This is a genomic window from Oxalobacteraceae bacterium OTU3CAMAD1, assembly GCA_024123915.1.
Classification (GTDB): Bacteria; Pseudomonadota; Gammaproteobacteria; order Burkholderiales; family Burkholderiaceae_D; genus Rugamonas.
In genome coordinates this window covers 1,761,109-1,784,933 of the sequence record CP099650.1, presented here as the reverse complement: position 1 = coordinate 1,784,933, position 23,825 = coordinate 1,761,109, and the positions used below count along the sequence as shown (strand labels likewise).

At 65.5% G+C, this 23,825-nt stretch carries 19 protein-coding genes; 12 read left to right on the top strand and 7 right to left on the bottom strand.

Annotated elements, in window-relative coordinates; translation table 11 throughout:
- Positions 1–88 precede the first annotated feature (88 nt).
- Both NHH88_07580 and NHH88_07575 read left to right on the top strand, forming a co-directional pair.
- Positions 89–1,144 carry a hypothetical protein gene (locus NHH88_07580; protein ID USX15630.1) on the top strand — a complete coding sequence of 352 codons (1,056 nt, stop codon included), beginning with the start codon at positions 89–91 and terminating at the stop codon, positions 1,142–1,144.
- Between the two features lie 92 nt (positions 1,145–1,236).
- On the top strand, positions 1,237–2,946 hold the full coding sequence (locus tag NHH88_07575; protein ID USX15629.1) for an Ig-like domain-containing protein: 1,710 nt from the start codon (positions 1,237–1,239) through the stop codon (positions 2,944–2,946).
- A gap of 94 nt (positions 2,947–3,040) precedes the next feature.
- Here the strand turns inward: NHH88_07575 and NHH88_07570 are convergent, their stop codons facing one another.
- Positions 3,041–3,976 (bottom strand): LysR family transcriptional regulator, encoded by a 936-nt coding sequence (locus NHH88_07570; GenBank protein USX15628.1) that lies wholly within the window; start codon positions 3,974–3,976, stop codon positions 3,041–3,043.
- A 107-nt stretch (positions 3,977–4,083) separates the two neighbouring features.
- Here NHH88_07570 and NHH88_07565 point away from each other — a divergent pair, with 107 nt between their 5' ends.
- Entirely contained in the window at positions 4,084–4,920 is an 837-nt protein-coding gene (locus NHH88_07565; GenBank protein USX15627.1) for a phytanoyl-CoA dioxygenase family protein, read from the top strand.
- Positions 4,917–5,729, top strand: coding sequence for a sugar phosphate isomerase/epimerase (locus NHH88_07560; GenBank protein USX15626.1), 813 nt, complete (start codon positions 4,917–4,919; stop codon positions 5,727–5,729). The genes NHH88_07565 and NHH88_07560 overlap by 4 nt, the downstream gene beginning before the upstream one ends.
- Before the next feature lie 22 nt (positions 5,730–5,751).
- Here NHH88_07560 and NHH88_07555 read toward each other — a convergent pair whose 3' ends face one another.
- Both NHH88_07555 and NHH88_07550 read right to left on the bottom strand, forming a co-directional pair.
- The gene (locus NHH88_07555; GenBank protein ID USX15625.1) at positions 5,752–7,614 is read right to left on the bottom strand and encodes a CHASE domain-containing protein; all 1,863 of its coding nucleotides are present in this window, start codon (positions 7,612–7,614) and stop codon (positions 5,752–5,754) included.
- A 54-nt stretch (positions 7,615–7,668) separates the two neighbouring features.
- Entirely contained in the window at positions 7,669–8,796 is a 1,128-nt protein-coding gene (locus NHH88_07550) for a response regulator (protein ID USX15624.1), read from the bottom strand.
- Positions 8,797–8,968: 172 nt separating this feature from the next.
- On the opposite strand from NHH88_07550, the gene NHH88_07545 reads away from it, so the two are divergent.
- The 8 genes from NHH88_07545 (at position 8,969) to NHH88_07510 (ending at position 18,890) form a co-directional block, all read left to right on the top strand.
- Complete coding sequence (locus NHH88_07545) at positions 8,969–9,439, top strand: MarR family transcriptional regulator (GenBank protein ID USX15623.1); 471 nt, start codon at positions 8,969–8,971, stop codon at positions 9,437–9,439.
- 3 nt (positions 9,440–9,442) lie between these two features.
- On the top strand, positions 9,443–10,207 hold the full coding sequence (locus tag NHH88_07540; protein ID USX15622.1) for a 2OG-Fe dioxygenase family protein: 765 nt from the start codon (positions 9,443–9,445) through the stop codon (positions 10,205–10,207).
- Positions 10,208–10,255: 48 nt separating this feature from the next.
- Positions 10,256–11,608, top strand: coding sequence for a response regulator (locus NHH88_07535; protein USX15621.1), 1,353 nt, complete (start codon positions 10,256–10,258; stop codon positions 11,606–11,608).
- Positions 11,609–11,883: 275 nt separating this feature from the next.
- Positions 11,884–12,597 (top strand): CerR family C-terminal domain-containing protein, encoded by a 714-nt coding sequence (locus NHH88_07530; GenBank protein USX15620.1) that lies wholly within the window; start codon positions 11,884–11,886, stop codon positions 12,595–12,597.
- Positions 12,594–14,075, top strand: coding sequence for an efflux transporter outer membrane subunit (locus NHH88_07525; protein ID USX15619.1), 1,482 nt, complete (start codon positions 12,594–12,596; stop codon positions 14,073–14,075). The genes NHH88_07530 and NHH88_07525 overlap by 4 nt, the downstream gene beginning before the upstream one ends.
- A gap of 21 nt (positions 14,076–14,096) precedes the next feature.
- Positions 14,097–15,275 (top strand): efflux RND transporter periplasmic adaptor subunit, encoded by a 1,179-nt coding sequence (locus NHH88_07520; protein USX15618.1) that lies wholly within the window; start codon positions 14,097–14,099, stop codon positions 15,273–15,275.
- Between the two features lie 9 nt (positions 15,276–15,284).
- Positions 15,285–18,413, top strand: a complete 3,129-nt coding sequence (locus NHH88_07515) for an efflux RND transporter permease subunit (protein ID USX15617.1) — start codon at positions 15,285–15,287, stop codon at positions 18,411–18,413.
- An 18-nt stretch (positions 18,414–18,431) separates the two neighbouring features.
- The gene (locus NHH88_07510) at positions 18,432–18,890 is read left to right on the top strand and encodes a GyrI-like domain-containing protein (protein USX15616.1); all 459 of its coding nucleotides are present in this window, start codon (positions 18,432–18,434) and stop codon (positions 18,888–18,890) included.
- A gap of 156 nt (positions 18,891–19,046) precedes the next feature.
- Here the strand turns inward: NHH88_07510 and NHH88_07505 are convergent, their stop codons facing one another.
- Genes NHH88_07505 through NHH88_07490 form a run of 4 tightly spaced genes read right to left on the bottom strand, consistent with a single transcriptional unit; the run spans position 19,047 to position 23,643 of the window.
- Positions 19,047–19,442 carry a lysozyme inhibitor LprI family protein gene (locus NHH88_07505; GenBank protein ID USX15615.1) on the bottom strand — a complete coding sequence of 132 codons (396 nt, stop codon included), beginning with the start codon at positions 19,440–19,442 and terminating at the stop codon, positions 19,047–19,049.
- A 21-nt stretch (positions 19,443–19,463) separates the two neighbouring features.
- Complete coding sequence (locus NHH88_07500; protein USX15614.1) at positions 19,464–20,888, bottom strand: efflux transporter outer membrane subunit; 1,425 nt, start codon at positions 20,886–20,888, stop codon at positions 19,464–19,466.
- Complete coding sequence (locus NHH88_07495) at positions 20,885–22,057, bottom strand: HlyD family secretion protein (GenBank protein USX15613.1); 1,173 nt, start codon at positions 22,055–22,057, stop codon at positions 20,885–20,887. The genes NHH88_07500 and NHH88_07495 overlap by 4 nt, the downstream gene beginning before the upstream one ends.
- A 5-nt stretch (positions 22,058–22,062) precedes the next feature.
- Positions 22,063–23,643: an MFS transporter gene (locus tag NHH88_07490; protein ID USX15612.1), complete on the bottom strand. Its 1,581-nt coding sequence runs from the start codon at positions 23,641–23,643 to the stop codon at positions 22,063–22,065.
- Positions 23,644–23,825 lie beyond the last annotated feature (182 nt).

The following is a 23,825-nucleotide window of genomic DNA, read 5'->3' as shown; positions in this document are numbered from 1 at the left end:
AGAATGCGCTGCGGCGTGGCGGCGGCGCGAATGCCCATATGAAAGCACTTATAATGGCGCCTTCCCCACGGCAGACCCTGTTTCCTCAATGACTACCTCCCGCTTCGGCGACATTCCCGAACACGCGGTCGACACGGCCGAGCGCAACGTGCGCGACACCCTGGCGCTGGCCATCGAACACGCCACGCCGCGCGCCGCGCTGATCGTCCACGACACCCGCACCGACCTCAACCGGGCGCTGACCGAGGCCTACCGCCGCGTGGTGCCGGACGCGCATTTCGTCGACTTCGACACCGTCTCGCCGGACGACGTGCTGGCCGCCTTCGCCGGCATGGCGGCGGGCGATCTGGTGGTGCTGATCCAGTCGACCAGCTTCCGGCTCGAGGCCTTCCGCATCCGTATCGAATTGTTCAAGCGCGGCCTGAAGGTGATCGAACACGTGCACCTGTCGCGCATGCCGGGCGAACAGGGGCTGCACTACATCGCTTCGCTGGCCTACGACCCGGCCTACTACCGGGGCGTCGGCCACGCGCTCAAGGCCCGCATCGACGCCGCGCAACACGGCGTGGTCGACAGCGGCGATGGCGAGCGGCTGGTGTTCGGCTCGCCGTTCGAATCGGCCAAGCTCAATATCGGCGACTACAGCGGGATGAACAACGTCGGCGGCCAGTTCCCGCTGGGCGAGGTGTTCACCGAGGCGCGCGACCTGGAGGCGGTCAACGGGCGGGTACGCATCTTCGTCTTCGGCGACACCGCGTTTTTGGTCAACAAGCCGGCCACGCCGGTGACCCTGATCGTTGAAAAAGGCCGCGTGGTGGGCGCCGAAAACGCCACGCCGGAATTCGACAACATGCTCGCCATCATCCGCGCGCACGAGGGCGAGGTGTGGCTGCGCGAGCTCGGTTTCGGCATGAACCGGGCGTTTTCGCGCGACTGCATGGTCGACGACATCGGCACCTTCGAGCGCATGTGCGGCATCCACCTGTCGCTGGGCGCCAAGCACGGGGTGTACGCCAAGCCGCAGTTCAAGCGCAAGGAGGCGCGCTATCACGTCGACGTGTTCGCGGTGACGGAGGCGGTGTATCTGGACGACGAGCGGGTCTACCGCGACGGCGCCTGGTGCCTGGGCACTTCCTCTAGATAATTTTCAAAAAAGCACATGTGCTTTTTTAATATTATAATTCCCTCCATCAGGCGGTGCGCCATCTTCGCCCCCCCCCAACTGGAGAAAAGCAATTGCGTAACCCATCCCGCGCGCTGGCCTGCGCCTTGTCTTTACTGTTGTCCGCCTGCGGAGGCGGTGGCGGCGCTTCACCAAGCGGCGACAAGCCGGCCACCGCGCCGCTGAAGCTGACGGCCGTCACCCCTGCGGACGGCGCCCTCGCCGGCGTCGACGCCGCCCCCACCGCCAGCTTCGACGCCGCGCCCGCCCTCGCGACGCTGACGTCCACATCTTTCTCGCTCAGCAGCGCTATCGGCGCGGTCGACGCTCGCGCCAGCGTCAGCGGCAATAGCGCCACGCTGACGCCGGCCCGGCCGCTGGTCTGGGGCAGCCACTACCAGTTCAACGTCACCGACGCGGTGGCCGGCGCCGCCGGCGGCAAGCTGGCCACCCCGTCGAAGACCGGCTTCGATACCCGCATGCCGACCTGGGGCACGACGGCGGTGATCGACGCCGACGCGCCATCGGTCGCGTTCTCCGGAGGCGGCAACCCGCTGCCCACCGGCGGCGCCCTGAACGGCGACACCATCAGCCTGTGGCTGATGAGCACGACATCGGACACCAGCCACGTGGTGGCCCGCCATTATTCGGCGGCCACCCAGCGCTGGGGCGCCTCGATCGATATCCACGGCAATAGCGCGCAAGCGTATTCCCCGGAGCTGAGCGTCGACGCCAACGGCAACGCCTGTGCGATATGGGAGGAACGCCAGGAAAGCGGCAAATTCGTCATCAGGGCGGCGCGCTATGACGCCGCCGGCGGCAGCTGGTCCGCGCCGACAACGATTTCCAACACCAACGGTCCTTCCTCGCGCTTTGGCGCGTCCCGTGTCGCGCAGGCTCCGAACGGCAATATCGTTGTGGCCTGGATCCAGCATCAAGGCGACACCACCAGCCTGGGCACAATCGACACCGCCTACTATGACGCGGCGGCCAAGCAATGGACGCCGGCGCGCCCACTGCAGGCCGTGCAGGTCAATCTCTATTTTCCGCAAGTCGCCATCGACGCCGGCGGCAACGCCATGGTGCTGTGGTCGCAAGCCGGCGTTTGGCTCGCACCGCTGGTCGCGCATGCGGCCCGCTACGACGCGGCCGCCAAGTCCTGGGGAAGCGCCACCATCGTGGCGGCCAACGCCACGGAGATTTCCTATGCGATGAACGTCGGCTTCGACCCGGCGGGCGATGCGGTCGGCATCCTGAAGAAAGACTCCAGCGTCGACGGCGAACTGAGCGCCGTGCGCTACAACGCCGCCGGCAATAGCTGGGGCAAGCCCGAGCCGCTCGGCACCGGCGACGCGGGACGCGGCCAGCTGGTCTTCGACCCTGCCGGCAACGCCACGCTGGTGTGGGGCGAATTCAACACCGTGCTTGCCATGGCGACGATCGAAGGTCGCCGCTACCAGTCGTCGACCGGCGCCTGGAGCAAGCTGCCGAGCGTAAACAGCTACGCCGTCTCGAGCCCGCCCCTTGTGGCCGACCCGGCCGGCAACCTTGTCGCGTCATGGTTGAGCTATACGGGCAGCAAGTATCAGATGTACGCCATGCGCTACGGCGCCACATCCGGTAAATGGGATGCTCCGACGCTGATCGCCGAAAGCGTGAACGCGATGCGCGAACCGGCGCTGACGATCGACCAGAGCGGCCAAGCCTTGCTGCAATGGCCGCAGCATGTGGGCGGCCACGATAGCGTCGCGCATATCCACTACAACCGTCTGGGCGGCCGCTAGGACACGTAGGGCGGATTAGGCGGAACGCCGTAATCGGCCATTTTTAAGCCGCCGACGGCGCATGCATTGGCCGATTACGCTACGCTAATCCGCCCTACGTGGATCCGTGGTCCATCACGTTCAACTTGCTGTCCCAAGGCGGCACCGGCTGGTACTCCGCCACCAGGAAATCGATCAGCGCCCGCACCTTGGGCGACGGCTGGCGGCTGGCCGGATACAGCGCGCTCAGATAATTGAGCGGCAGCTCCCAGTCGGCCAGCACCGGCACCAGGCTCCCCTCCCTCAGCGCGCGCCAGGCCAGGAACGTCGTGTTGTAGACGATGCCCAGCCCCTGCTGCGCGGCCTGCTGCAGCACCAGCCCATTGTTGGCCGTGAAAGCGGCCTGCACGCGCACCGTGCGCCGCTCCTCCCCTTTGCTGAAGTGCCACGCCGTGCCGTCGGTCAGATGGCTGAAGTGCAGGCAGCGGTGGTCATGCAAATCCTCCGGCGTGTGCGGCACGCCATGCCGCACCAGGTAATCCGGCGACGCGCACAACACGCCCCGGCACGGCGCCAGCGGGCGCATGGCCAGCGCGTGCACGTCCGGGATGCCGCCCACCCGTATCGTCAGGTCGAAGCCGTGCTCGATCGGATCGAGCAGCGCGTCGTCCAGGTACAGCATCGGCGACAGCTGCGGGTGCAGCAGGTTGAAACGCGCCACCGCCCCGGCCAGCCATTCGCTGCCAAAGCTGGACGGCGCCTGTATCCGCAGCGGTCCAGCCAGCTCCGCGCCGCTGTGGGCGACCACGCGCGCCGCCTCGCGCGCCTGCTCCAGCGTCGCCATGCAGGGCGCCAGATAGGCCTGGCCGGCGTCGGTCAGGCTCACCTCCCGCGTCGATCGGTGCAGCAGGCGCGCCTGCAGCCGGTCCTCCAGCTGCAGGATATGCTTGCTGACCATCGCCCGCGTCAGCCCCAGCCGGCGGCCCGCCTCGCTGAAGCTGCGCAGCCTTGCCACCTCGACGAATATCTCCATTGCGCGTAACTGATCCATGCTGGATTGTCTCCATTTTGACGACAATGTGTCAACCTTTTGCAGATTGTTCGGCCCGGCGCCGCGCCGTACAATGCCTGATCACTACTATCATTCCGGAGCCGGGCATGCTGACAGACGCGCAAAAACAACAATATCAACGCGATGGCTACATCGTGCTGCCGGACTTCAAAAGCGCCGCAGAGATCGCCGCGCTGCGCGCCCGCGCGGCGCAGATTGTCAACGAATTCGACCCGAAAGGCGCCGGCATCTTCAGCACCGTCGAACAGGAAAAAACCACCGACGACTACTTCCTGCGCTCCGACAACACCATACGCTGCTTCTTCGAAGAGGAGGCCTTCGGCCCGGACGGCGAGCTGAAACAGGACAAGTCGCTGTCGATCAATAAGATCGGCCACGCGATGCACGATCTCGATCCGGTGTTCCGCACCTTCTCGGCCGACGCGCGCCTGGTCGCCGTCGCCCGCGACCTGGGCCTGAACGACGCCCAGGTGTGGCAGTCGATGTACATCTTCAAGCAGCCCGGCATCGGCGGCGAGGTGCGCTGGCACCAGGACGCCACCTACTTCGACACCGATCCGGTGAGCGTGACCACGTTCTGGTTCGCGCTGGAAGACGCGACCCTGGAAAACGGCTGCATGTGGGCCGAGCCGGGCGGCCATCGCGGCCCGATGCGCGAACGCTTCCTGCGCACGGGTGACCACGTGCGCATGGAAAAACTGAGCGACATGCCGTGGCCGGACGACAGCACCGCCGTGCCGCTCGAATGCAAGGCCGGCAGCCTGGTATGCTTCCACGGCCTGCTGCCGCACTACAGCGCGCCGAACCGCTCGGCCTTTTCGCGCCACGCCTATACGCTGCACGTCACCGACGCCGCCACCGAATACTCGCCGCTTAACTGGATCCAGCGCGACGCCAGCTTCCCGGTGCGGGGCTTCCTTTGATCGTACAAATCTTCGCCGCCCATTGGGGCAACAACGAGCTGGCGCCGCAGGTGTTCGTCGACCGCGTCAAGGCGGCCGGTTTCGACGGCATCGAAATGTCGCTGCCGCTGGACGCCGCCGCGCGCGATGACTGGACCGGCCGCATCGCCGCCGCCGGGCTGGGACTGATCGCGTCGCAGTGGGAGACGGCGCTTGTGCCGGCCTTCGACGCGCAGCGTGCGGCGCTGGACGAGTTGTTGAACAACGCCTGTGCCGCCCGGCCGTTGCATGTGAACTCGCAGACCGGCAAGGACTACTTCACGCCTGAGCAAAACGGCGAGCTGCTGGAGTTGGCGGACGCCATCTCGCGCCGGCACGGCGTGCCGATTTACCACGAGATCCACCGCAGCCGTTTCAGCGCGCATCCGATGCTGTTGCTGCCATATCTGCGGCGGATGCCGGAGTTGCGGTTGACGGCCGATCTGTCGCACTGGTGCTGCGCCTGCGAATCGCTGCTCGACGACCAGCCGCAAACCCTGGCAGCGACCTTGCCGCATGTGCGCCACATCCACGCGCGCGTCGGCCATCCGCAGGGCCCGCAGGTGGCGGACTTCCGCGCGCCGGAATCGCAGGCCGCGCTCGAAGCGCATCTGTCGTGGTGGGACGAGGTGGTGCGCCTGCGGCGCGCGGCCGGCGCCGAGCGCCTGACGCTGACGCCGGAGTTCGGCCCGGTGCCGTACACGCAAACGCTGCCCTACACGCAAAAGGAAGTGTCGAACGCGTGGGAGCTGAACGTGGCGATGCTGGCGCTCCTGCGCGAGCGGTATTAAAAATTGAGGGGTCGCCCGCGTGTCACCGTGGTGGATCGAGAGGTAAATCCAACGTCACGCACGTGCCTTTCCCCGGTTCCGCCTCCACCCTGATCGTCCCCCGCAACACGCCGGTCACGATGTTATAAACGATATTCATCCCCAGCCCCGAGCCGCCCTGCCCCAGCTTGGTGGTGAAGAACGGATCGAAGATCTTGTGCAGCGTGCCGGACGTCATGCCGACGCCGTCGTCGCGGAATTCCAGGGTCGCCGAGCCCTCGGCGCTGCGCCGCGCCCTGATGTTGATGGCGCCGCTGTCGCGACCGTCGAAGCCATGCAGCAGCGCGTTACCGATCAAGTTGCTCAGCACCTGGCTCATACTGCCCGGATAGGAATCGAACTCCAGGTCATGCGGCACATCGACACTGACCTCGCATACGCGCCGCCGCAGCTGCGTCGCGTAGGTCGCCAGCGTGTCGCGCACCACATCCTCCAGATGGAACTTGCGCCGCTGGCCGCTGGCCTGGTCCACCGCCACCTGCTTGAACGACGTGATCAGATCGGCGGCGCGCGTCAGCGAGGTGTTCATGATGTCGCAGGCCTTGCGCGCCTCGGCCAGGTGCGCCTCCAGCGCCGAGCGTTTCAGGCCGCCGTCGGCCGCCAGGCGCCGCTCGAAGTCGCGCACCATGTCGCTCAGCGCGCTGGCCGTCAGCAGGCTGTTGCCGATCGGCGTATTCAATTCGTGCGCCACGCCGGCCACCAGCGCGCCCAGCGCCGCCATTTTTTCCGACGTCACCAGATTGGTCTGCGCCAGCTTGAGCGTCTGCACCACCGACGCCAGATCGCTGCGCGCCTGCTCGACGTTGCTCTTTTGCCGCTCCAGCTCCGCCAGGCTGTGTTCCAGTCCGTGCTTGGCGTCGGTCAGGCGCCGCCCCGACACCAGCAGCGCGGCGATCAAGGCGCTGATGATGAATCCCGCCACGCCGATCAGCAGCACCGGCATCGACGAACTGCCGTAGCGCGATCCCTCGTGGCCGTGGAAGCGCAGCAGCCAGCGCCGGTGCCCCACCGGCAGCACCTTGAGCGAGGTTAAATCGAGCGGCAGCAATTTGGCCGGTTCGATGGCGTCGACCTTGCCATCGCTGTCGTACAACAGCGTGTCGCTCGACGCGGGCGGCATGGCCGTGCCGCCGTAGCCGCTGTCCTCGATCCGCACGTGCAGGTGCTCGAGCAAGGGGGCGTCGATCACCTCGCGCATCAGGGCGTTGACGCGGAAGACGATGGCGACGAATCCCACCAGCGCCTCGGCGCGCTGCTCGGCCGTCCGGGTCGGCATGCCGTTGCGAAAGACCGCCGCGCGCGCCACGAAACCCGGTTCGCCGCTGTTGTCCTGCACCAGCGTGATGCGCTCGGTGGCGACGATGTCGCCGCTGTCGCGCGCCATCTCCAGCGACTTCAAATGCGGCGCCAGCATCGCCAGATCGAGGCCGAAGGCATTCTCGTTGCCCTTCAACGGCTCGGTGTATTCGATGATGTAGTGCACCGGCCGGCGTGTGGCCGGATGGACGTGGAACTCCGGATAACCGCGCGGATCGACGCTGGTGTCGCGACGCACCGACTCGGTGAACGCGGCCAGCCGCTCCTCCGGCACCACCCGCACGAACTGGATCGCCTGGAAGCCGGGATAGCGCCGGTCCAGCCTGAGCTCGCGGATGAAGCGGTTGAAACTGGCGCGGTCGATGCGGTCATCCAGCGCGTACATGCCCTTGATACTGAGTAGCATGTCGAAGTAGGTCTGCAACCGCACCTCGGTGTCGCGCGTGACCTTGTCGGCGTCGCGCTGGAAGTTGGCCCGCACCTGCGCGCGCTGCTCGGTGGCCACCACATAGCAAGTGCCGACTGTCACGCAGATGCCGATGGCGAAAGCCAGTAAGCCGCGCGAGCGCATCTCGGTACCGGGTCAGGTCGCGACGAACGGCAGGCAGTCGCCGACTTCGTCGCCGTGGCTGTCGCTATAGCGCTCGGCGATGGCCATGAATTCCTCCTCGGCCGTCAGCATCGCGTCCACCACGTCGGGATCGAAATGCTCGCCGCTGGCCTGGCGTATCATTTCCATCGCCGTCTCGTGGGTGAAGGCCGGCTTGTAGACCCGCTTGGAAATGAGGGCGTCGTAGACGTCGGCCACCGCCATCAGCCGCGCCGACATCGGGATCGCCTCGCCGGCCAGGCCCTCGGGATAGCCGGAGCCGTCGTACTTCTCCTGGTGCGAGTAGGTGATCTCGCGCGCGTAGCGCAGGAATGTATTGGTGTAGCCGAGGTGGTTTTCGACGTTGACGATGGCGTCGCGCCCGTACACCGTGTGCATTTTCATGACGGAGAATTCGGCCTCGGTCAGGCGGTCCGGCTTGAGCAGGATGGCGTCGGGAATCGACACCTTGCCGATGTCGTGCAGCGGCGCGGCCTTGTACAGCGACTTGATGTTGGCGTCGCTGAGCTCCTCGGAAAAACGCTTGTGCCCTTGCAGCTGGCGCGCCAGCGCGACCACGTAGTGCTGCACCCGGCGCAGGTGGTTGGGGGTCTCGTATTCGCGCGTCTCGGCCAGCGACGCCAGCGCCCAGATCATCGCGTCGAGCATCTGGCCCAGCTCCAGCGTGACCTCCTCGACGACGTGTTCGAGCAGGTTGCGCTGCTGCTTGAGCAGCTCGCGCGAGTGGCGCAGCTGCAGGTGGGTGTCGACGCGCGCGCGCAGCACGTCGCCGACCACCGGCTTGGCGACGACGTCGGCGCCGCCCTCCATCAGGGCGCGCTCCTCGTCACGCTCTTCACCGGCTTGCAGGAAGATCACCGGGATGTCGGCGGTATCGGGGTTCGATTTGAGCTGCTGGCAGACGGCGTAGCCGTCGATGTCGGGCAGCGCCGTGTCCAGTACAACCAGATGCGGGCGCGGCACCTGCTGCATCACCGACAGCGCCGCCCGGCCGCTGTTGGCCAAGCGGATTTCGTACTGTTTCTGCAACAGTCGATTCATCTCGATCAGATTGTCCGAAGCCTCGTCGACGATGAGTACGATGGCTTTTTTGACGTTCATGTACCGCTACTCCCCCGGATTAGTCCTATACAACAGCTGTCGCTTGCTGGTCCGCGCAGCATCTCAACCCAATCATAACTGAGTGGGGCCGGATGATCAGCCTAATCTGCCGCCGAATATTTTTTACACGCCATCGCTTGCAATTGTATAGCGCACTACCCATAATGGAAGCATGAACACGAAAAAACAACCCGACGACACCACGGCAGCCGCCGTACCGCAGCTGGACGGGCAGCTGTGCTTTGCGCTGTATTCGACATCGCTGGCGATGAGTAAAATCTATCGCAAGCTGTTGCGCGGCCTGGGCCTGACCTATTCGCAGTACCTCGTCATGATGGTGCTGTGGGAGAAAAACGAGCTGACGGTCTCGGAAGTGGGCGAACGCCTGTTCCTCGACTCGGCCACCTTGACGCCGCTGCTCAAGCGCATGGAGCAGGCCGAATTGCTGACCCGCACCCGCGCCGCCAGCGACGAGCGCCAGGTCATCATCACGCTCACGCCGCAGGGCGACGCGCTGCGCCACGAGGCGGCCAAGCTGCCGCCTGCCATCCTGCAAGCGACCAAGTGCACCCTGGACGAAGTGGTGGGCATGAAACAACAGCTCGACGCGCTGCGCGCCAGCCTGATGGCCTCGGCCGGCTGAGCGATGACGACCTCCACCCCCATTTTCACGCCGCCGGGCGACACGGTGGCGGCGCTGCGCGGCGCCGGCTACGCCCTGCTGGCCCCGGACGACGTGGCCGCGCTGGCCGGCGTGCCGCTGGCCGAGCTTAACGCGCTCATTCCAGGCTGGGACGCGCTGGCGCTGGATAACTATCTGAAGGACGGCGGGCGCTATCGGCGCCGCCGCCACTCGTGCTTCGTGCAAGACGGCAGCCAACTGACGCAGACGGCGCACCGGGCCCACTGGCAGCCGCTCGAATACAACGCCCTGCACGGCGGCATGAACCGGCTGTTCGAGCCGATGCTGCCGGAGACCGTGGCGCAACCGGCCTGGCATGCGCTGGTGGGCGCCATCGGGCAGGTGTGCGCCGCCGCGCGCGGCGACGCCCATGCCGGCAAGCCGTGGTACGTGGAGGCGCACCAGTTCCGCATCGACACCACCGACGGCATCGGCCGCCCGACGCCGGAGGGCGCGCACCGCGACGGCGTCGATTTCGTCGCCGTGATCCTGATCGCGCGCGCCGATATCAAAGGCGGGGAGACTCGCATCTTTGAAGCCGATGGACCGAACGGCAAACGCTTCACGATGACCGCGCCGTGGACCATGCTGCTGCTCGACGACGCCACCGTGATCCACGAATCGACGCCGATCCAGCCGCTATCCGGGCATGGCCACCGCGACACGCTGGTGCTGACCTGGCGCGCGGGCGGTTTCCAGGGACAGGAAAATCCCCTGCTTCCGGGCTAAATCCGATATAGTCACATCAGCTAAATACCGCAATCAGGAGGGCCGTCTGTGGACGCCAGCTACGAGATACAGCCCGACGAAATCGAAATTCTGATCGTCGAAGACAGCCCTACCCAGGCCGAAAGACTGCGCCGCCTGATCCAGTCGATGCGCTACAAGGCCCGCGTGGCCGGCAACGGCCGGCTGGCGCTGGAAGCGATCCGCGAACGCAAGCCGCACCTGGTATTGTCCGACATCGTGATGCCGGAAATGGACGGCTACACCTTGTGCCGCGCCATCAAGACCGATCCGGCCCTGCGCGACATCCCGGTGATCCTGGTGACGTCGCTGATGGACCCGAAGGACATCATCCGCGGCATCGAATGCGGCTCCGATAACTTCATCCGCAAACCGTACGCGGAAGACTATCTGCTCAACCGCATCGGCCATATGCTGATGAACCAGAAGCTGCGCAAGAACCAGAACATGGAGGTCGGCATCGCCCTCTACCTGGGCGATCAAAAGCACTTCATCAACGCCGAACGCCAGCAAATCCTCGACCTGCTGATCTCCACCTACGAACAGGCGGTGCAGGTCAACAGCGAATTGCAGGCGCGCGAGCGCCAGGTGATCGAGCTCAATATGCGCCTGGCCCACCACGCCGGCGAGCTGGAAACCATCAACCGCGAGATCGCGCTGAAAAACCTGGAGCTGGCAGAGGCCAGCCGCATGAAGTCGGCCTTCATCGCCAACATGTCGCACGAGTTGCGCACGCCGCTCAACGCCATCATCGGCTTCACCGGCGCGCTGTTGATGAAGCTCCCCGGCCCGCTGACGACGGAACAGGACAAGCAGCTCAACACCATCCGCACCAGCGCGCGCCATCTGCTCTCGCTGATCAACGACATCCTCGACGTGGCCAAGATCGAAGCCGGCAAGGTGACCCTGGAACTGGAGACGGTGCAGTGCCAGGAGCTGGTCACCGACGTCGTCGACACCCTGCGTCCGCTGGCGCTGCAAAAAGGGCTGGCGCTGGAGATCGACCTGGCGCCGGGCGCCGTCGTGCTGGAGACAGACCGCCGCGCGCTGACGCAGATCCTGCTCAACCTTGGCAACAACGCCATCAAGTTCACCGAAACGGGCACCGTGCGCGTGACACTGGCGCTGCGTCCGGGCGAAGGCCAGAACATCATCGAGTTCTCGGTGGCCGACAGCGGCGCCGGCATCCGCGAGGAAGACCAGAGCAAACTGTTCCAGGCGTTCTCGCAGCTCGATTCGACGTCGACCCGGCACGCGGAAGGCGCCGGACTGGGACTGTACCTGTGCCAGAACCTGGCCAACCTGATCGGCGGCTCGCTGTTCTTCAAGAGCGATTTCGGCCACGGCAGCACGTTCACCCTGGCGTTGCCACGGCGTGGCTAGCCAGATAATTCAGTGTGGCAACAAAAATACAGTAGTTTTACCGTATTGCACCGCAACATAAATCGGGATATATTGGAACTGTCTCCTCCAACCGTTCGCTGAACATTGGAATTGAGCCCGCAACCTCACGGTCGCGGGCTTTTTTTTGCCTGTTTTTTGATGTTTACGGCAGAGTTGTCGATGAGTTAGCTCTGCTGCACTGCGATACTTCATCACTAAATTAAACAAACGATTTAGTTATATCATTTGTTTGAGTTATGTGATGTAATCCCGCCATGAACGCTAAAGTCACCTCCCCCAACGCCACCACCACGGCCTCCAGCCAGCCAGCGGACGACGTCCGCAAGCCACGCTCCGATGGCGAGCAGTCGCGCGAGCGCCTGCTTGTCTCGGCGATGCGGCTGTTCGGCCAGCAGGGATTTTCCAAAACCTCCACGCGCGAGATCGCCCAGGCGGCCGGCACCAACGTCGCCGCCATCAGCTACTACTTCGGCGACAAGGCGGGCCTGTACCAGGCCTGCTTCAGCTTTATGTGCGCCGAAGCGGGAGGAAATGTCGCCGCGTTTGACCAGCCCCATTTCACGCTGCGCGAATCGCTGGAAGGCTATTACGGTCAGATGATCGCCCCGCTGCTGAAGGAAAACAAGGAGGCGGATGTGATGTTGCGCCTGTTCTTCCGCGAGATGCTCGAGCCCACCGGGCTGTGGGCGATGGAAGTGGAAAACAACATCAAGCCCGAGCACCTGGCATTGGTCGGGGTGCTGTGCCGCCATCTGGGCCTGGCCGAAGCGACCGACGACGTCCACCGGCTGGCTTTTTCAATTCCCGCGCTCTGCATACAATTATTGATCTCCCAAGACGTCATCAATGCGATCACCCCACACATGTTGTCTGCGCCGGAGGCGATAACCGAGTGGGGCGAACGGCTGGTCGACTATGCAGAAGCGCTGTTCAATGCCGAAAAACTTAGACTCCAAAGGAAAGCATGAAGATTATTGTACGCGCGACGGCGGCACTGGCCGTCGCCACGGCGCTTAGCGCCTGCGCCCTGACGCCACCCGCGCCGCACGTCGACGCCCGGGCGCCGCAACAATGGCAGGCACCGCTGCCCGCGCAGTTGCCGCCGCAGTTGCCCTCGCAGTTGCCCCACAACGGCAATCAGGCCGACCTGGCCACCTGGTGGCGTCACCAGGCCGACGCGCTGCTGGTGCAACTGATCGAATCGGCGCAGGGGGTCAGCCCGACGGTGGCGTCGGCCGCCTCGCGCATCGCGCAGTCGCGCGCCGACCGCGTGACCGCCGGCGCCGCGCTGGTGCCTACGCTCGACGGCACGGGCAGCATCAGCCGCGCCAACCAGCAATCGACCTTGCCGATGGGGACCACCTCGCAGGCGGCGCTGCAAACATCCTGGGAGATCGACGTTTTCGGCGCCAACCGCGCCACCCGCGACGCCGCGCAGGCGCGCCTCGACAGCGCGCACGCCGGCTGGCATGACGCCCGCGTCTCCGTCGCCGCCGAAGTGGCCAACCAATACTACGCGCTGCGCGCCTGCGAACAATTGCTGGCCGTCGCCAAACAGGACGCCGCCTCGCGCGCCGACACCGCGCGCCTGACGGAGCTGAGCGCTACCGCCGGCTTCGAATCGCCCGCCAACCTGGCGCTGGCGCGCGCCAGCGCCGCCGAAGGCAGCAACCGCTACCTGACCCAGCGCGCCACCTGCGACGTCAACGTCAAGGTGCTGGTGGCGCTGACGGCGCTGCCGGAAGCGGAACTGCGCCAGAAACTTTCCTCCGGCGTGGCCGCCGCCGACGCGGTGGCGCCGGCCATGGCGATCGCCGCGCTGCCTGCCAATACGCTGAACCAGCGCCCGGACGTGTTTACCGCCGAACGCGAAGTGACTGCCGCCAGCGCGGAGGTGGGCAACGCCCAGGCGCAGCGTTACCCGCGCCTGACCCTATCCGGTTCTGTCGGCATCGCCAACTTCCGCTCCGGCGGCGACAACACCAAGACCGACACCTGGACCATCGGCCCGTTGTCGGTCTCGGTGCCGATCTTCGATGCAGGCCGGCGCCGCGCCAACGTCGACGCGGCCGGCGCCCGCTACGACTACGCCGTCGCCAGCTATCGCTCCACGGTGCGCCAGGCCGTCAGCGAACTGGAACAGGCGCTGGTCAACCTGGACGGCACCGCCGCGCGCGCCACCGACGCCCAGACGGCGCTGGACGGCTACCGCGTCAATTTCACCGCCGTCGAAGACCGCTACAAGAACGGCATGGCGAGCCTGTTCGAACTGGAGGACGCGCGCCGCACCCGCCTGGCCGCCGAGCAAACCGTCATCAACCTGCAGCGCGAACGCAGCGCCGCCTGGGTATCGCTGTACCGCGCCGCGGGCGGCGGCTGGAGCGCGCCGGCCGACGGCGCCCCCGCCATTGCCACCGCCAACGCCAACGGCGCCAACGTCCAATAAAAACAACCTATTCGTCCAATCATGAAAACTTTGAAAACCAATCTGAAACCGCTCGCCATCGCCGTGCTGGCAGTCTTCGTCGCCGGCGGCATCGGCATGGCCGTGTACTCGCCGGCCACGCAGGCCGCCGATGAAAAGAAAACCACGGCGCCCAAGGCCGCGTTGACCGTGACCACCACCAAGCCATCGACAGCCAGCGCGCCGATCAAGCTTTCCGCCAACGGCAACGTCGCCGCCTGGCAGGAGGCGAGCGTCAGCAGCGAATCGAACGGCCTGCGCCTGACCGAGGTTCGCGTCAACGTCGGCGACGTCGTCAAGGCCGGCGATGTGCTGGCCGTGTTCTCGGCCGAGACCATCAACGCCGACATCGCCCAGTCGAAAGCCGCGCTGCAGGAGGCCGAGGCCAACGCCGCAGACGCCGTGGCCAATGCGGCCCGCGCGCGCACCTTGCAAAACTCCGGCGCCCTGAGCGCGCAGCAAATCAGCCAGTACAACACCACCGAGCAAACCGCCAACGCCCGCATCGCTTCGGCCAAGGCGGCGCTGGCGAACCAGCAGCTGCGCCTTAAATACACCAAGGTGGTGGCGCCGGACAGCGGCATCATCTCCGCCAGGACCGCCAACGCCACCGTCGGTTCGGTGTCCGCGCCGGGCACGGAGTTGTTCCGCATGATCCGCCAGGGCCGCCTGGAATGGCGCGCCGAGGTGGTCGCCAACGACCTGCGCAGCCTCAAGCCGGGCACCCCGGCCGTCGTCAAGGCCGCCAACGGCAGCGAAGTGACCGGCAAGGTGCGCATGATCGCGCCGACCGTCGACCTGCAAACCCGCTCCGCGCTGGTGTATGTCGATTTGCCGCTGAACGCGGGCGCCGGCGAGGCGCCGTTCAAGGCCGGCATGTTCGCCAGCGGCCAGTTCGAGCTGGGTAAATCCGACGCGCTGACGGTGCCGCAGCAATCGATCGTGGTGCGCGACGGCTTCAGCTTCGTGTTTCGCCTGAACACGGACAACAAGGTCAGTCAGATCAAGGTACAGCCGGGCCGCCGCCTGGGCGACCGCATCGAGGTCAAGGGCGGCCTGACGGCCGACATGCAGGTGGTGCTGCGCGGCGCGGGCTTCCTCAACGACGGCGACCTGGTACACGTCGTCGCCGAGGGCGCACCGGCGCGTGCCGCCGGTGCTGCAGCAGCAGTGGCCAAATAAGGACACGCCATGAATTTTTCCTCCTTATCGATCAAAAACCCGATCCCGGCGATCATGCTGTTCGTCCTGCTTACCCTGGCGGGGTTGATGGCCTACAAGGCCAATCCGGTGCAGGACTTCCCCGACATCGAACTGCCGATCGTCACCGTCACGGCCACCCTGGACGGCAGCGCCCCGGCGCAACTGGAAACCGAGGTGGCGCGCAAGATCGAGGACGCCGTCGCCACCCTGCAGGGTGTGAAGAACATCCACACCACGGTGCTGGACGGCGTCTCGACCACCACCATCGAATTCGTGCTGGAGAAGCAGATCTCGGACGCCGTCAACGACGTGCGCGACGCCGTGGCCCGCATCAAGGCCGACATGCCGGCCGAATTGCGCGACCCGACCGTGACCAAGGCCTCCACCGCCGGCCGCGTGGTGCTGACCTTCACCGCCGCCGCCGCGCAGGTGCCCGGCGAGAAAATGGACCAGCAGGAACTGAGCTGGTTCGTCGACAACGTCGTCGCCAAGCGCCTGCTGGCGGTGCCCGGCATCGGGTCGGTCAAGCGCGTGGGCGGCGTGTACCGCGAAATCCGCGTGGAACTGGACGAGGCCCGCATGGCGGCGTTGCGCGTGTCGGCGCTGGACGTATCGCGCCAACTGCGGTTGGTGCAGAAGGAAGCGCCGGGCGGACGTGGTGACGTCAGCGGCGCCGAGCAGTCGGTGCGCACCATCGGCACCGTCAAGAGCGCGGCCGAACTGGCTGCCATCGACCTGCCGTTGCCGGACGGTCGCCGCGTGCGGCTCGACCAGGTGGCCACGATCACCGACACCGTCTCCGAGCCGCGCGCCATCGCGCTGCAGGACGGCAAGCAGGTGATCGGCTTCGAGATCTTCCGCAACAAGGGCGCCAGCGAACTGGCCGTCGCCAAGGGCGCGCGCGAGGCGGTCAAGGAGCTGGAGGCGAACAACCCGAAAGTGGTGCTGAAACAGGTCATCGACAACGCCATGCCGGTCGAGGAAAACTTCGACGGCTCGATGGAGCTGCTGTATGAAGGCGCGCTGCTGGCGGTGCTGGTGGTGTGGTGGTTCCTGCGCGACTGGCGCGCGACACTGGTGGCCGCCGCCGCGCTGCCGCTGTCGGTGATGCCGGCCTTCCTGGGCATCTACCTGTTCGGCTACACGCTCAACACCGTCACCCTGCTGTCGCTGGCGCTGGTGGTCGGCGTGCTGGTCGACGACGCCATCGTCGAAATCGAAAACATCGCGCGCCACCTGCGCATGGGTAAAAGCCCGATGGAGGCGGCGATGGAAGCGGCCGACGAAATCGGCATGGCGGTCATTGCGACCACCTTCGCGCTGGTGGCGGTGTTCCTGCCGACCGCCTTCATGAGCGGCGTCGCCGGCCTGTTCTTCAAGCAGTTCGGCTGGACGGCGGTGATCGCGGTGCTGGCGTCGCTGGTGGTGGCGCGTTTGCTGACGCCGATGATGGCGGCCTACCTGCTCAAGCCCATCGCGCATGCCGAGGAAAAAGACAGCTGGATGATGATTCGTTACCTGCGCGTGATGCGCTGGTGCCTGAAGCATCGCGGCATCACGGCGCTGGCCGCCGCCGCATTCTTCGTCGGCTCGATCTCGCTGGTGGGCATGCTGCCGACCGGCTTCGTGCCGGCCGCCGACCGCGCGCAGACCCAGATCAACCTGGAGCTGCCGCCCGGTTCCACACTGGCGGAGACCAGCGTGATCGCCGAACGGGCGCGCCTGGCCGCGATGGAAGTCCCCGGCGTCACAGGGGTGTTCAGTTCCATCGGCGGCGGCTCCAGCGGCGACGCCTTCGCGCCTGGCGCGGCGGCCGAGGCGCGCAGCGCCGTGCTGACCATCACCACGGTGCACCGCACCGACCGCAAGGAATCGATGACCGATATCGACGACCAGATTCGCAGCCGTCTCGACACCATTCCGGGCGCCCGTTTCAAGGTCGGCCCGCCGGACAACGGCGTCAAGCTGCAGCTGGTGCTGCGCAGCGACGACCCGGTCGTGCTGCAAGCCACGGCGCAAAAGGTCGAGCGCGAAATGCGCACGCTGCAAGGCGTGGGCAACGTGCGGTCCAGCGCCTCGCTGGTGCGCCCGGAGATCATCGTCACGCCGGACTTCGCCAAGGCTGCGGACTTGGGCGTGACCGCCAACGCCATCGGCCAGACCGTGCGCGTTGCCACCGCCGGCGACTACGACACCGACCTGACCAAAATGAATCTGCCGGAGCGCCAGGTGCCGATCCGCGTCAAGCTGCCCGATTCGGTGCGTGCCGACCTCGATGCCATCGGGCGCCTGACGGTGCCGGGCAAAAACGGTCCGGTGCTGCTGGCCACCGTCGCCACCATCACGATGGAAAGCGGTCCGGCGCAGATCAATCGCCTCAACCGCAGCCGCAACGTCACGTTCGAAGTGGAACTGGGCCGGCGCGCGCTGGGCGAAGTGGACGCGGAGGCGCGCGCGCTGCCAACGCTGAAAAACCTGCCGCCGTCGGTCAAGATCGCGGAACTGGGCGACACGCAAGAGATGGCGGCGTTGTTCGCCAGCTTCGGCCTGGCGATGCTGATCGGCGTGTTGTGCATCTACTGCGTGCTGGTCCTGCTGTTCAAGGACTTCATGCAGCCGGTGACGATTCTGGCGGCGCTGCCGCTGTCGATCGGCGGCGCCTTCGTCGCGCTGCTGATCACCAACAGCGCCTTGTCGATGCCGTCGATGATCGGGTTGATCATGCTGATGGGGATCGTTACGAAAAATTCAATCTTGTTGGTAGACTATGCTATTCTGGCGCGCCAGGAAGGCATGAACCGCTTCGACGCGTTGGTCGACGCCTGCCACAAGCGGAGCCGCCCGATTCTGATGACCACCATCGCCATGGGCGCCGGCATGATGCCGCTGGCGCTGGGCTGGGGCGCCGACCCGAGCTTCCGTTCGCCGATGGCGATCACGGTGATCGGCGGCCTGATTACATCGACGCTGTTGAGCCTGCTGGTGGTGCCGGCCGTGTTCACCTACATCGACGATCTGGAACATCTGCTTGGGCGCCTGATGGGCAAACTGCGCCGCCATCCGGCACCGGCCGGCGAAAAAGACCAGCCGCTGCGCAAAGCCGCAGGCGGACATTAATCAAACAAGGAGACCGGCATGGAATACGAAATCAGGGAATTGCCAGCGGTCCGCGTAGCGTATCTGCGCTACAAGGGCCCTTACGGCGCGGGCATCGGCGAGTTCTGGAAGGAAGTGTTCACGCCTTGGCAGAAAGCCTTTGGCTTGCACGACCGCGTGACGTATGGCGTGGCGCAGGACGACCCGAGCACCACCCCGCCGAACGAATGCCGCTACGACGCTTGCGTCGGCGTGGCGGCCGATTATCCGATCGCCGAACCGGCCAAGGAAGCGACGCTTCCGGCCGGCCGCTACGCGGTCGCCAAATTCAAAGGCACGGCAGACCAGATGCCGACGGCATGGGGAGAGTTCTTCGGCCAGATCCACGCCGAGGGCATATTCGCCCCGGGCCTGTGCCTGGAGCGCTATCCTGCCGACTATGCGATGGACCCGGAGACCGGCGTGTTCTCCGCTGAAATCTGCATCCCAGTCAAATAGAAGCCACGACGACAGCCACACCACGGACACATGCACACCACGGATCCACGTAGGGCGGATTAGCGATGCGTAATCCGCCAATGCATGCTTCGTCGGCGGCTCATAGATGGCGGATTACGGCGTTCCGCCTAATCCGCCCTACGTGTCTCTGTGCGTTTATTTATGAGCGGGGCAACTCATATCCCCTTCCTGGCAATCCTGCAGTGCTTTGATCTCCTTCAACCGGCTTTCGGTTTTCGCGGCGAGACAGCCGCTACGCACCATAGGATAGGCACTGCCTCCTTCCGCCCCCGAGCTCTCGAACGCGCACGACAGGTCCCTGAACTTGACCCACGCAAGCTGCGCCTGCGTCAGCTTCTTCTTTTGCTCGGCGCTCAGGCGCGTGCGGTACTCGTTATAGGCAAGGTTCAACTTCTTATCGGCTGCGGAATATGCCTGCCCGGCGCACTGCGTCATCTCGGACTGGGTCGAGGGCGCACTGCAATCAGCCCATGCGCTCGCGGAAAGCAACGACAGCGCCAACCCCGGCAAAACCAATTTAGATATCATCATAAGAAATCCCCTCAAATAAAACTACGGTTGCGCCACCCAGCCACCGCCCATGGCGCGATATAGATCGACCGACGCCACCAGTATCCGCGTCCTTAATTGCAGCCGTCCGACATCGGCGCTGTACAAGGTGCGCTGCGCATCCAGCTCCTCCAGATACGAGGCGTAGCCGTTGCGATAGCGATTATGCGCGATGCGCAGCGTCTCGGCCGCCGTCGCGCGGCGCGCGTCGTTCTGCACCGCCTGGTCCTTCAATTGATGGATCGCCCCGAGACTGTTATCGGTCTCCGCAAACGCCGTGCGCACGGCGTTCTCGTACGCGAAGGTAAGCTGGTCGCGCTGGGCCGCCACCGAGTCGGTCTGCGACTGCACGCGGTCGCCCTCGAACACCGGCGCGGCGATGGCGCCGGTCAGCCGCCACAACGCCGTCGGCGAATTCAGGAAATCGTGCATCTTCAGGCTTTGAATGCCGCCAACGGCCGTCAGCTTAAACGACGGCAGCAACTGGTCGCGCGTCGCCCGCAGATTGGCGTTGACGGCGACCAGGTTGTATTCCGCCCGCGCGATATCCGGGCGCCGGCGCAGCAGCTCCGACGGCAGCCCCTCGGGCACCGGGGGCGGCTCCAATTGCGCCAGTTCCGCACCGCGCGGAATCGGTCCGGGATTGCCGCCAGTGAGGATGGCCAGCGCGTTCTCCTGCTCGAAGATCGACCGCTTCAACTGCGGCACCTGCTCGGCGGTGGTCTGGTACTCGGCTTGCGCCTGCAGCCACTCCAGCCGCGAGCTGTAGCCGACGTCGAACTGGCGCTTGGCGAGATCGCGCGATTCTCCACGCAGCTTGAGCGTCTGCTCGGTCAGCGCCAGCTGGGCGTCCAGGCCGCGCAGGTTCAGATAGCCCGAGGCGACGCTGGCGGCGATCGACAAGGCCACAGCGTCCGCGTTGGCCTGCTCCGATTGAAAGGTGGCGGTGGCGGCATCGGTCGCGGCGGCCAGCCGGCCCCACACATCCACTTCGTAACTGGCCTGGATCTCGGCCTGATAGACGTTGGTGACATACGGCTGGCCGTTTGACGCCAACTGGCGCGTTCGGGTCGGCGTCGTATCGACGACGATGTTCGGCTTCTGCCCCGCCGCCGCGACGCCCACCAGCGCGCGGTACTGCGCCACCCTCGCGCGCGCAATGCGCAAGTCGCCATTGTGTTCGAGCGCCTTGTCCACCAGTGCGCTCAACACCGGATCGCCGAAGGCCTGCCACCATTGCCGCTCGACCGGTGCGGCGCTTTGGCCTGCGCCGATGTCGGGCGCGGTGCGCCAGGCGGCGGGCGTCTCCAGCGTCGACGCCGGTGGCGGGCCAACCTTGGCCGCGCAACCTGCCAGCACCAGCATGGCCGCGATCGAGACGGCGCGCAGTGCTCCATGCCGGCCTTGTAGCCGTAGACGGCACTTCATCGACCAGCTCCGGCGGCTGCAGTGGCGCGCTTGCCATCCGAATCATCCAGCACGGCCGACGTGTCGATGCTGACGATCACCGACATGCCCGGCGCCAGCCGCGCGGCCTTGGCCTGTCCCGGGTCGATGCGTATCCGCACCGGTATGCGCTGGGCGATCTTGACGAAGTTGCCGGTCGCGTTATCGGCCGGCAGCACGCTGAACTCCGAACCGGTGGCTGGCGAGATGCGCTCCACCTGCCCGGTCAGCACCGCGCCGTCCAGCGCATCGACCTTGAAGGTGGCGCTCTGCCCCACCTGCACATTGTTCATCTGCGTCTCTTTCAGATTGGCGATCACCCACAGCTGGCGCGGCACCAATCCCATCAGGTTGGCGCCGGTGTTCACATAGGCGCCCTTGCGTACGGTGACCTGCCCAAGCTGGCCGTCCTCCGGCGCGATGATGCGGGTGTTTTCCAGGTCCACCCGGGCCGCCTTCAACGCGGCTTCCGCGTTGGCCACCGCCGCCTCCAGCGACAGCTTGTTGACGGTCACCGACTGTACCTGCTGTTTGGCGATATCCAGATTGGCGCGCGCCTGCGCCACGGCGGCCACCGTCTGCGCCTGGGCAGCCTTGGACGCGTCCTGCTCGCGCAACGACAGCGAACCATCGGCCGCCAGCGCGTTGACGCGACCAAGATCGGCCTGCGACCTGGCCGCCTGCGCCTGCGCGTTGGCGAGGGTGGCCTGGTTGAGCAGTACGCCCGCCGCCGCCGTCTTGCGCGACTGATCCCAGTTGGCCAGCGCCGCTTTTTGCGCCGCCAGTTGCGCCTGCGCCTGTTCATAGCGCTGCTGGTAGATGCGGTCGTCGATCTGCACCAGCAAATCGCCCTGTTTCACCTGCTGGAAGTCCTGCACCTTGACGTCGACGACATAGCCCGACAACTGCGTGCCAATCAAGGTGACCTGTCCACGCACCAGCGCGTTCTCGGTTGAGACAATCGCGCTGCTGAAAGGCGGCAACCGCCACGCGTACAGTACGATCAGCACACCGATCAAGGCCACCAGCGAAAACACGATGGTGGAGACAATCTGACCGCGACGGCTCGGCGCCGGCGGCGCGGCGGCGGGTACGGCCGGTGCGGCCGGTGCGGAAGTAGGAGTGGACGTATCGGGAGTATTGGTAGCCATGTCGTTCAGCGTGATCCGGAATTGTTAAGAGAGACGTTGGCCATGCCGGTCTGCGCGTTCTGCGCGGGACTGGGCTGACACACAACACAGATCGACCAGAGGTAGCGCGCCAGCATCCATGCGAGGGTGAGCACCGCCACCAGTGTAATCATCAGGAAGACATCGTTGTAGGCGAGGATGTTGGCTTCGCGCGTGGCGGCGGCGCCGAGCGAAGCCACGCCTTGCGCGTTGCGCATCGATGGATCGGCCAGGGTCGCGCCAAGCGCGGCGCCGCCGTTTTGAATCCGCGCGGCTACCTGTGGATCGAGCAGGGTCAGATGTTCGACCAGGATGCTGGAGTGGTACTTCTCGCGCACCACCTGGAAGGTGCCGACGATCGCCGAGCCGAGCAAACTGCCCAAGGTTTGCGTGATCGAGAACATCACGGAGAAGCTAACCAGATTGCTCGGCGCCGCGATCACGGCGCCAAAGCCGGAGACGAACGTCGGCCCGATGAACAAGGCGCCGCCAAATCCGAGCAGGAACTGGCTCACATACAGGTCGGCCGGGCGGGTTAGATTGGTGGCGTTGGAATCCATATAGGCGCCGATCGCCATCACGACCAGCGACAGCATCAACTGCGCGGGAATGCGCGCCGGCGTGATCGTCAACGCGCTCGCCAGCAGGCCGGCCAGGGTGCCGATCATGACGATGATCCACAGCGTTTGCATCTGGTCATTGTTCAAACCCAGCGCCTGCAGAAAGCCCACCGTGCCGCTGGCCTCCGACTGTACGATGCGGATCAACAGCACCGACAACGCCAGCCGCGCGATATTGGCGGTACTGAGCCAACGAGTATTAATCAGCGGGCGTGCGCGGTTATGCTCGATCAGCAGCGCGGCGGCGATCAGCACGATGGCGCCGGCCAGGCAAAGACCCAGCCAGCGCGACTCGAACCACCATACCGTGCGCCCCAGCGCCAGCACCGCTGACAGCAGCGCCACGCCGGGAGCGAACAGCGCGAAAGTGACGAAGTCCATTTTTTCGAAGGCCTTGATGCGGTCCCCCGGCGGCAGCTTGAGGAACAACACGCCGGCCAGCGACACCAGGGCCAGTCCCAGCTCGAAGAAGTACAGGCCGCGCCATTCGCCGAACTCCATCAGGTCCGACGAGAACAGGCGCGCCATCGGCAGCGCCAGTTGCGAGAAGCCGATGCCCAGCACCACCGCCTTGATGCGGTGCTGGGCGGGGAACGCTTGCAGCACGTAGTAGAGGCCCAGGGTGGACAGCGCGGCGCCGCTCATGCCATGGGCGGCGCGCACCGCGATGGCCGACGCCAGGCCGTGCACGAACAAGTGCGCGACGGTGGCCACCGCGTAAAGCACGAGGAATAATTCGGTGAATAGCCGCAGCCCGTACTGCTGGCGGAATTTGACCAGCAAGAGGTTCATCGAGACGTTGGCCATCACGTAGGCGGCCGGCAGCCACTGGATCTCGGCCGAATAGACGCCGAGCGAGCCTTGGAGATAAGGCAGGTTGACCAGCACCAGCGCATTGCCCAAGCCACCGGTGATGGCGACGATGAAGCCGATGATGAAGAACGCCACACGACGCTCGGTCGTGTGAATAGGACTCGATGGCGATCCGGGTAGTGTCGGTCGCTCGTGCGGAAGCCAGACTTGAGGGGCGTACACGTCCATCGATGCCAGTTCTTATGGGTCTTTTATAGGAGAGAAGTTGCTGGGGACGAGCATATCACTATGCACGTCATTGTTGAAGTTCCAAAAGG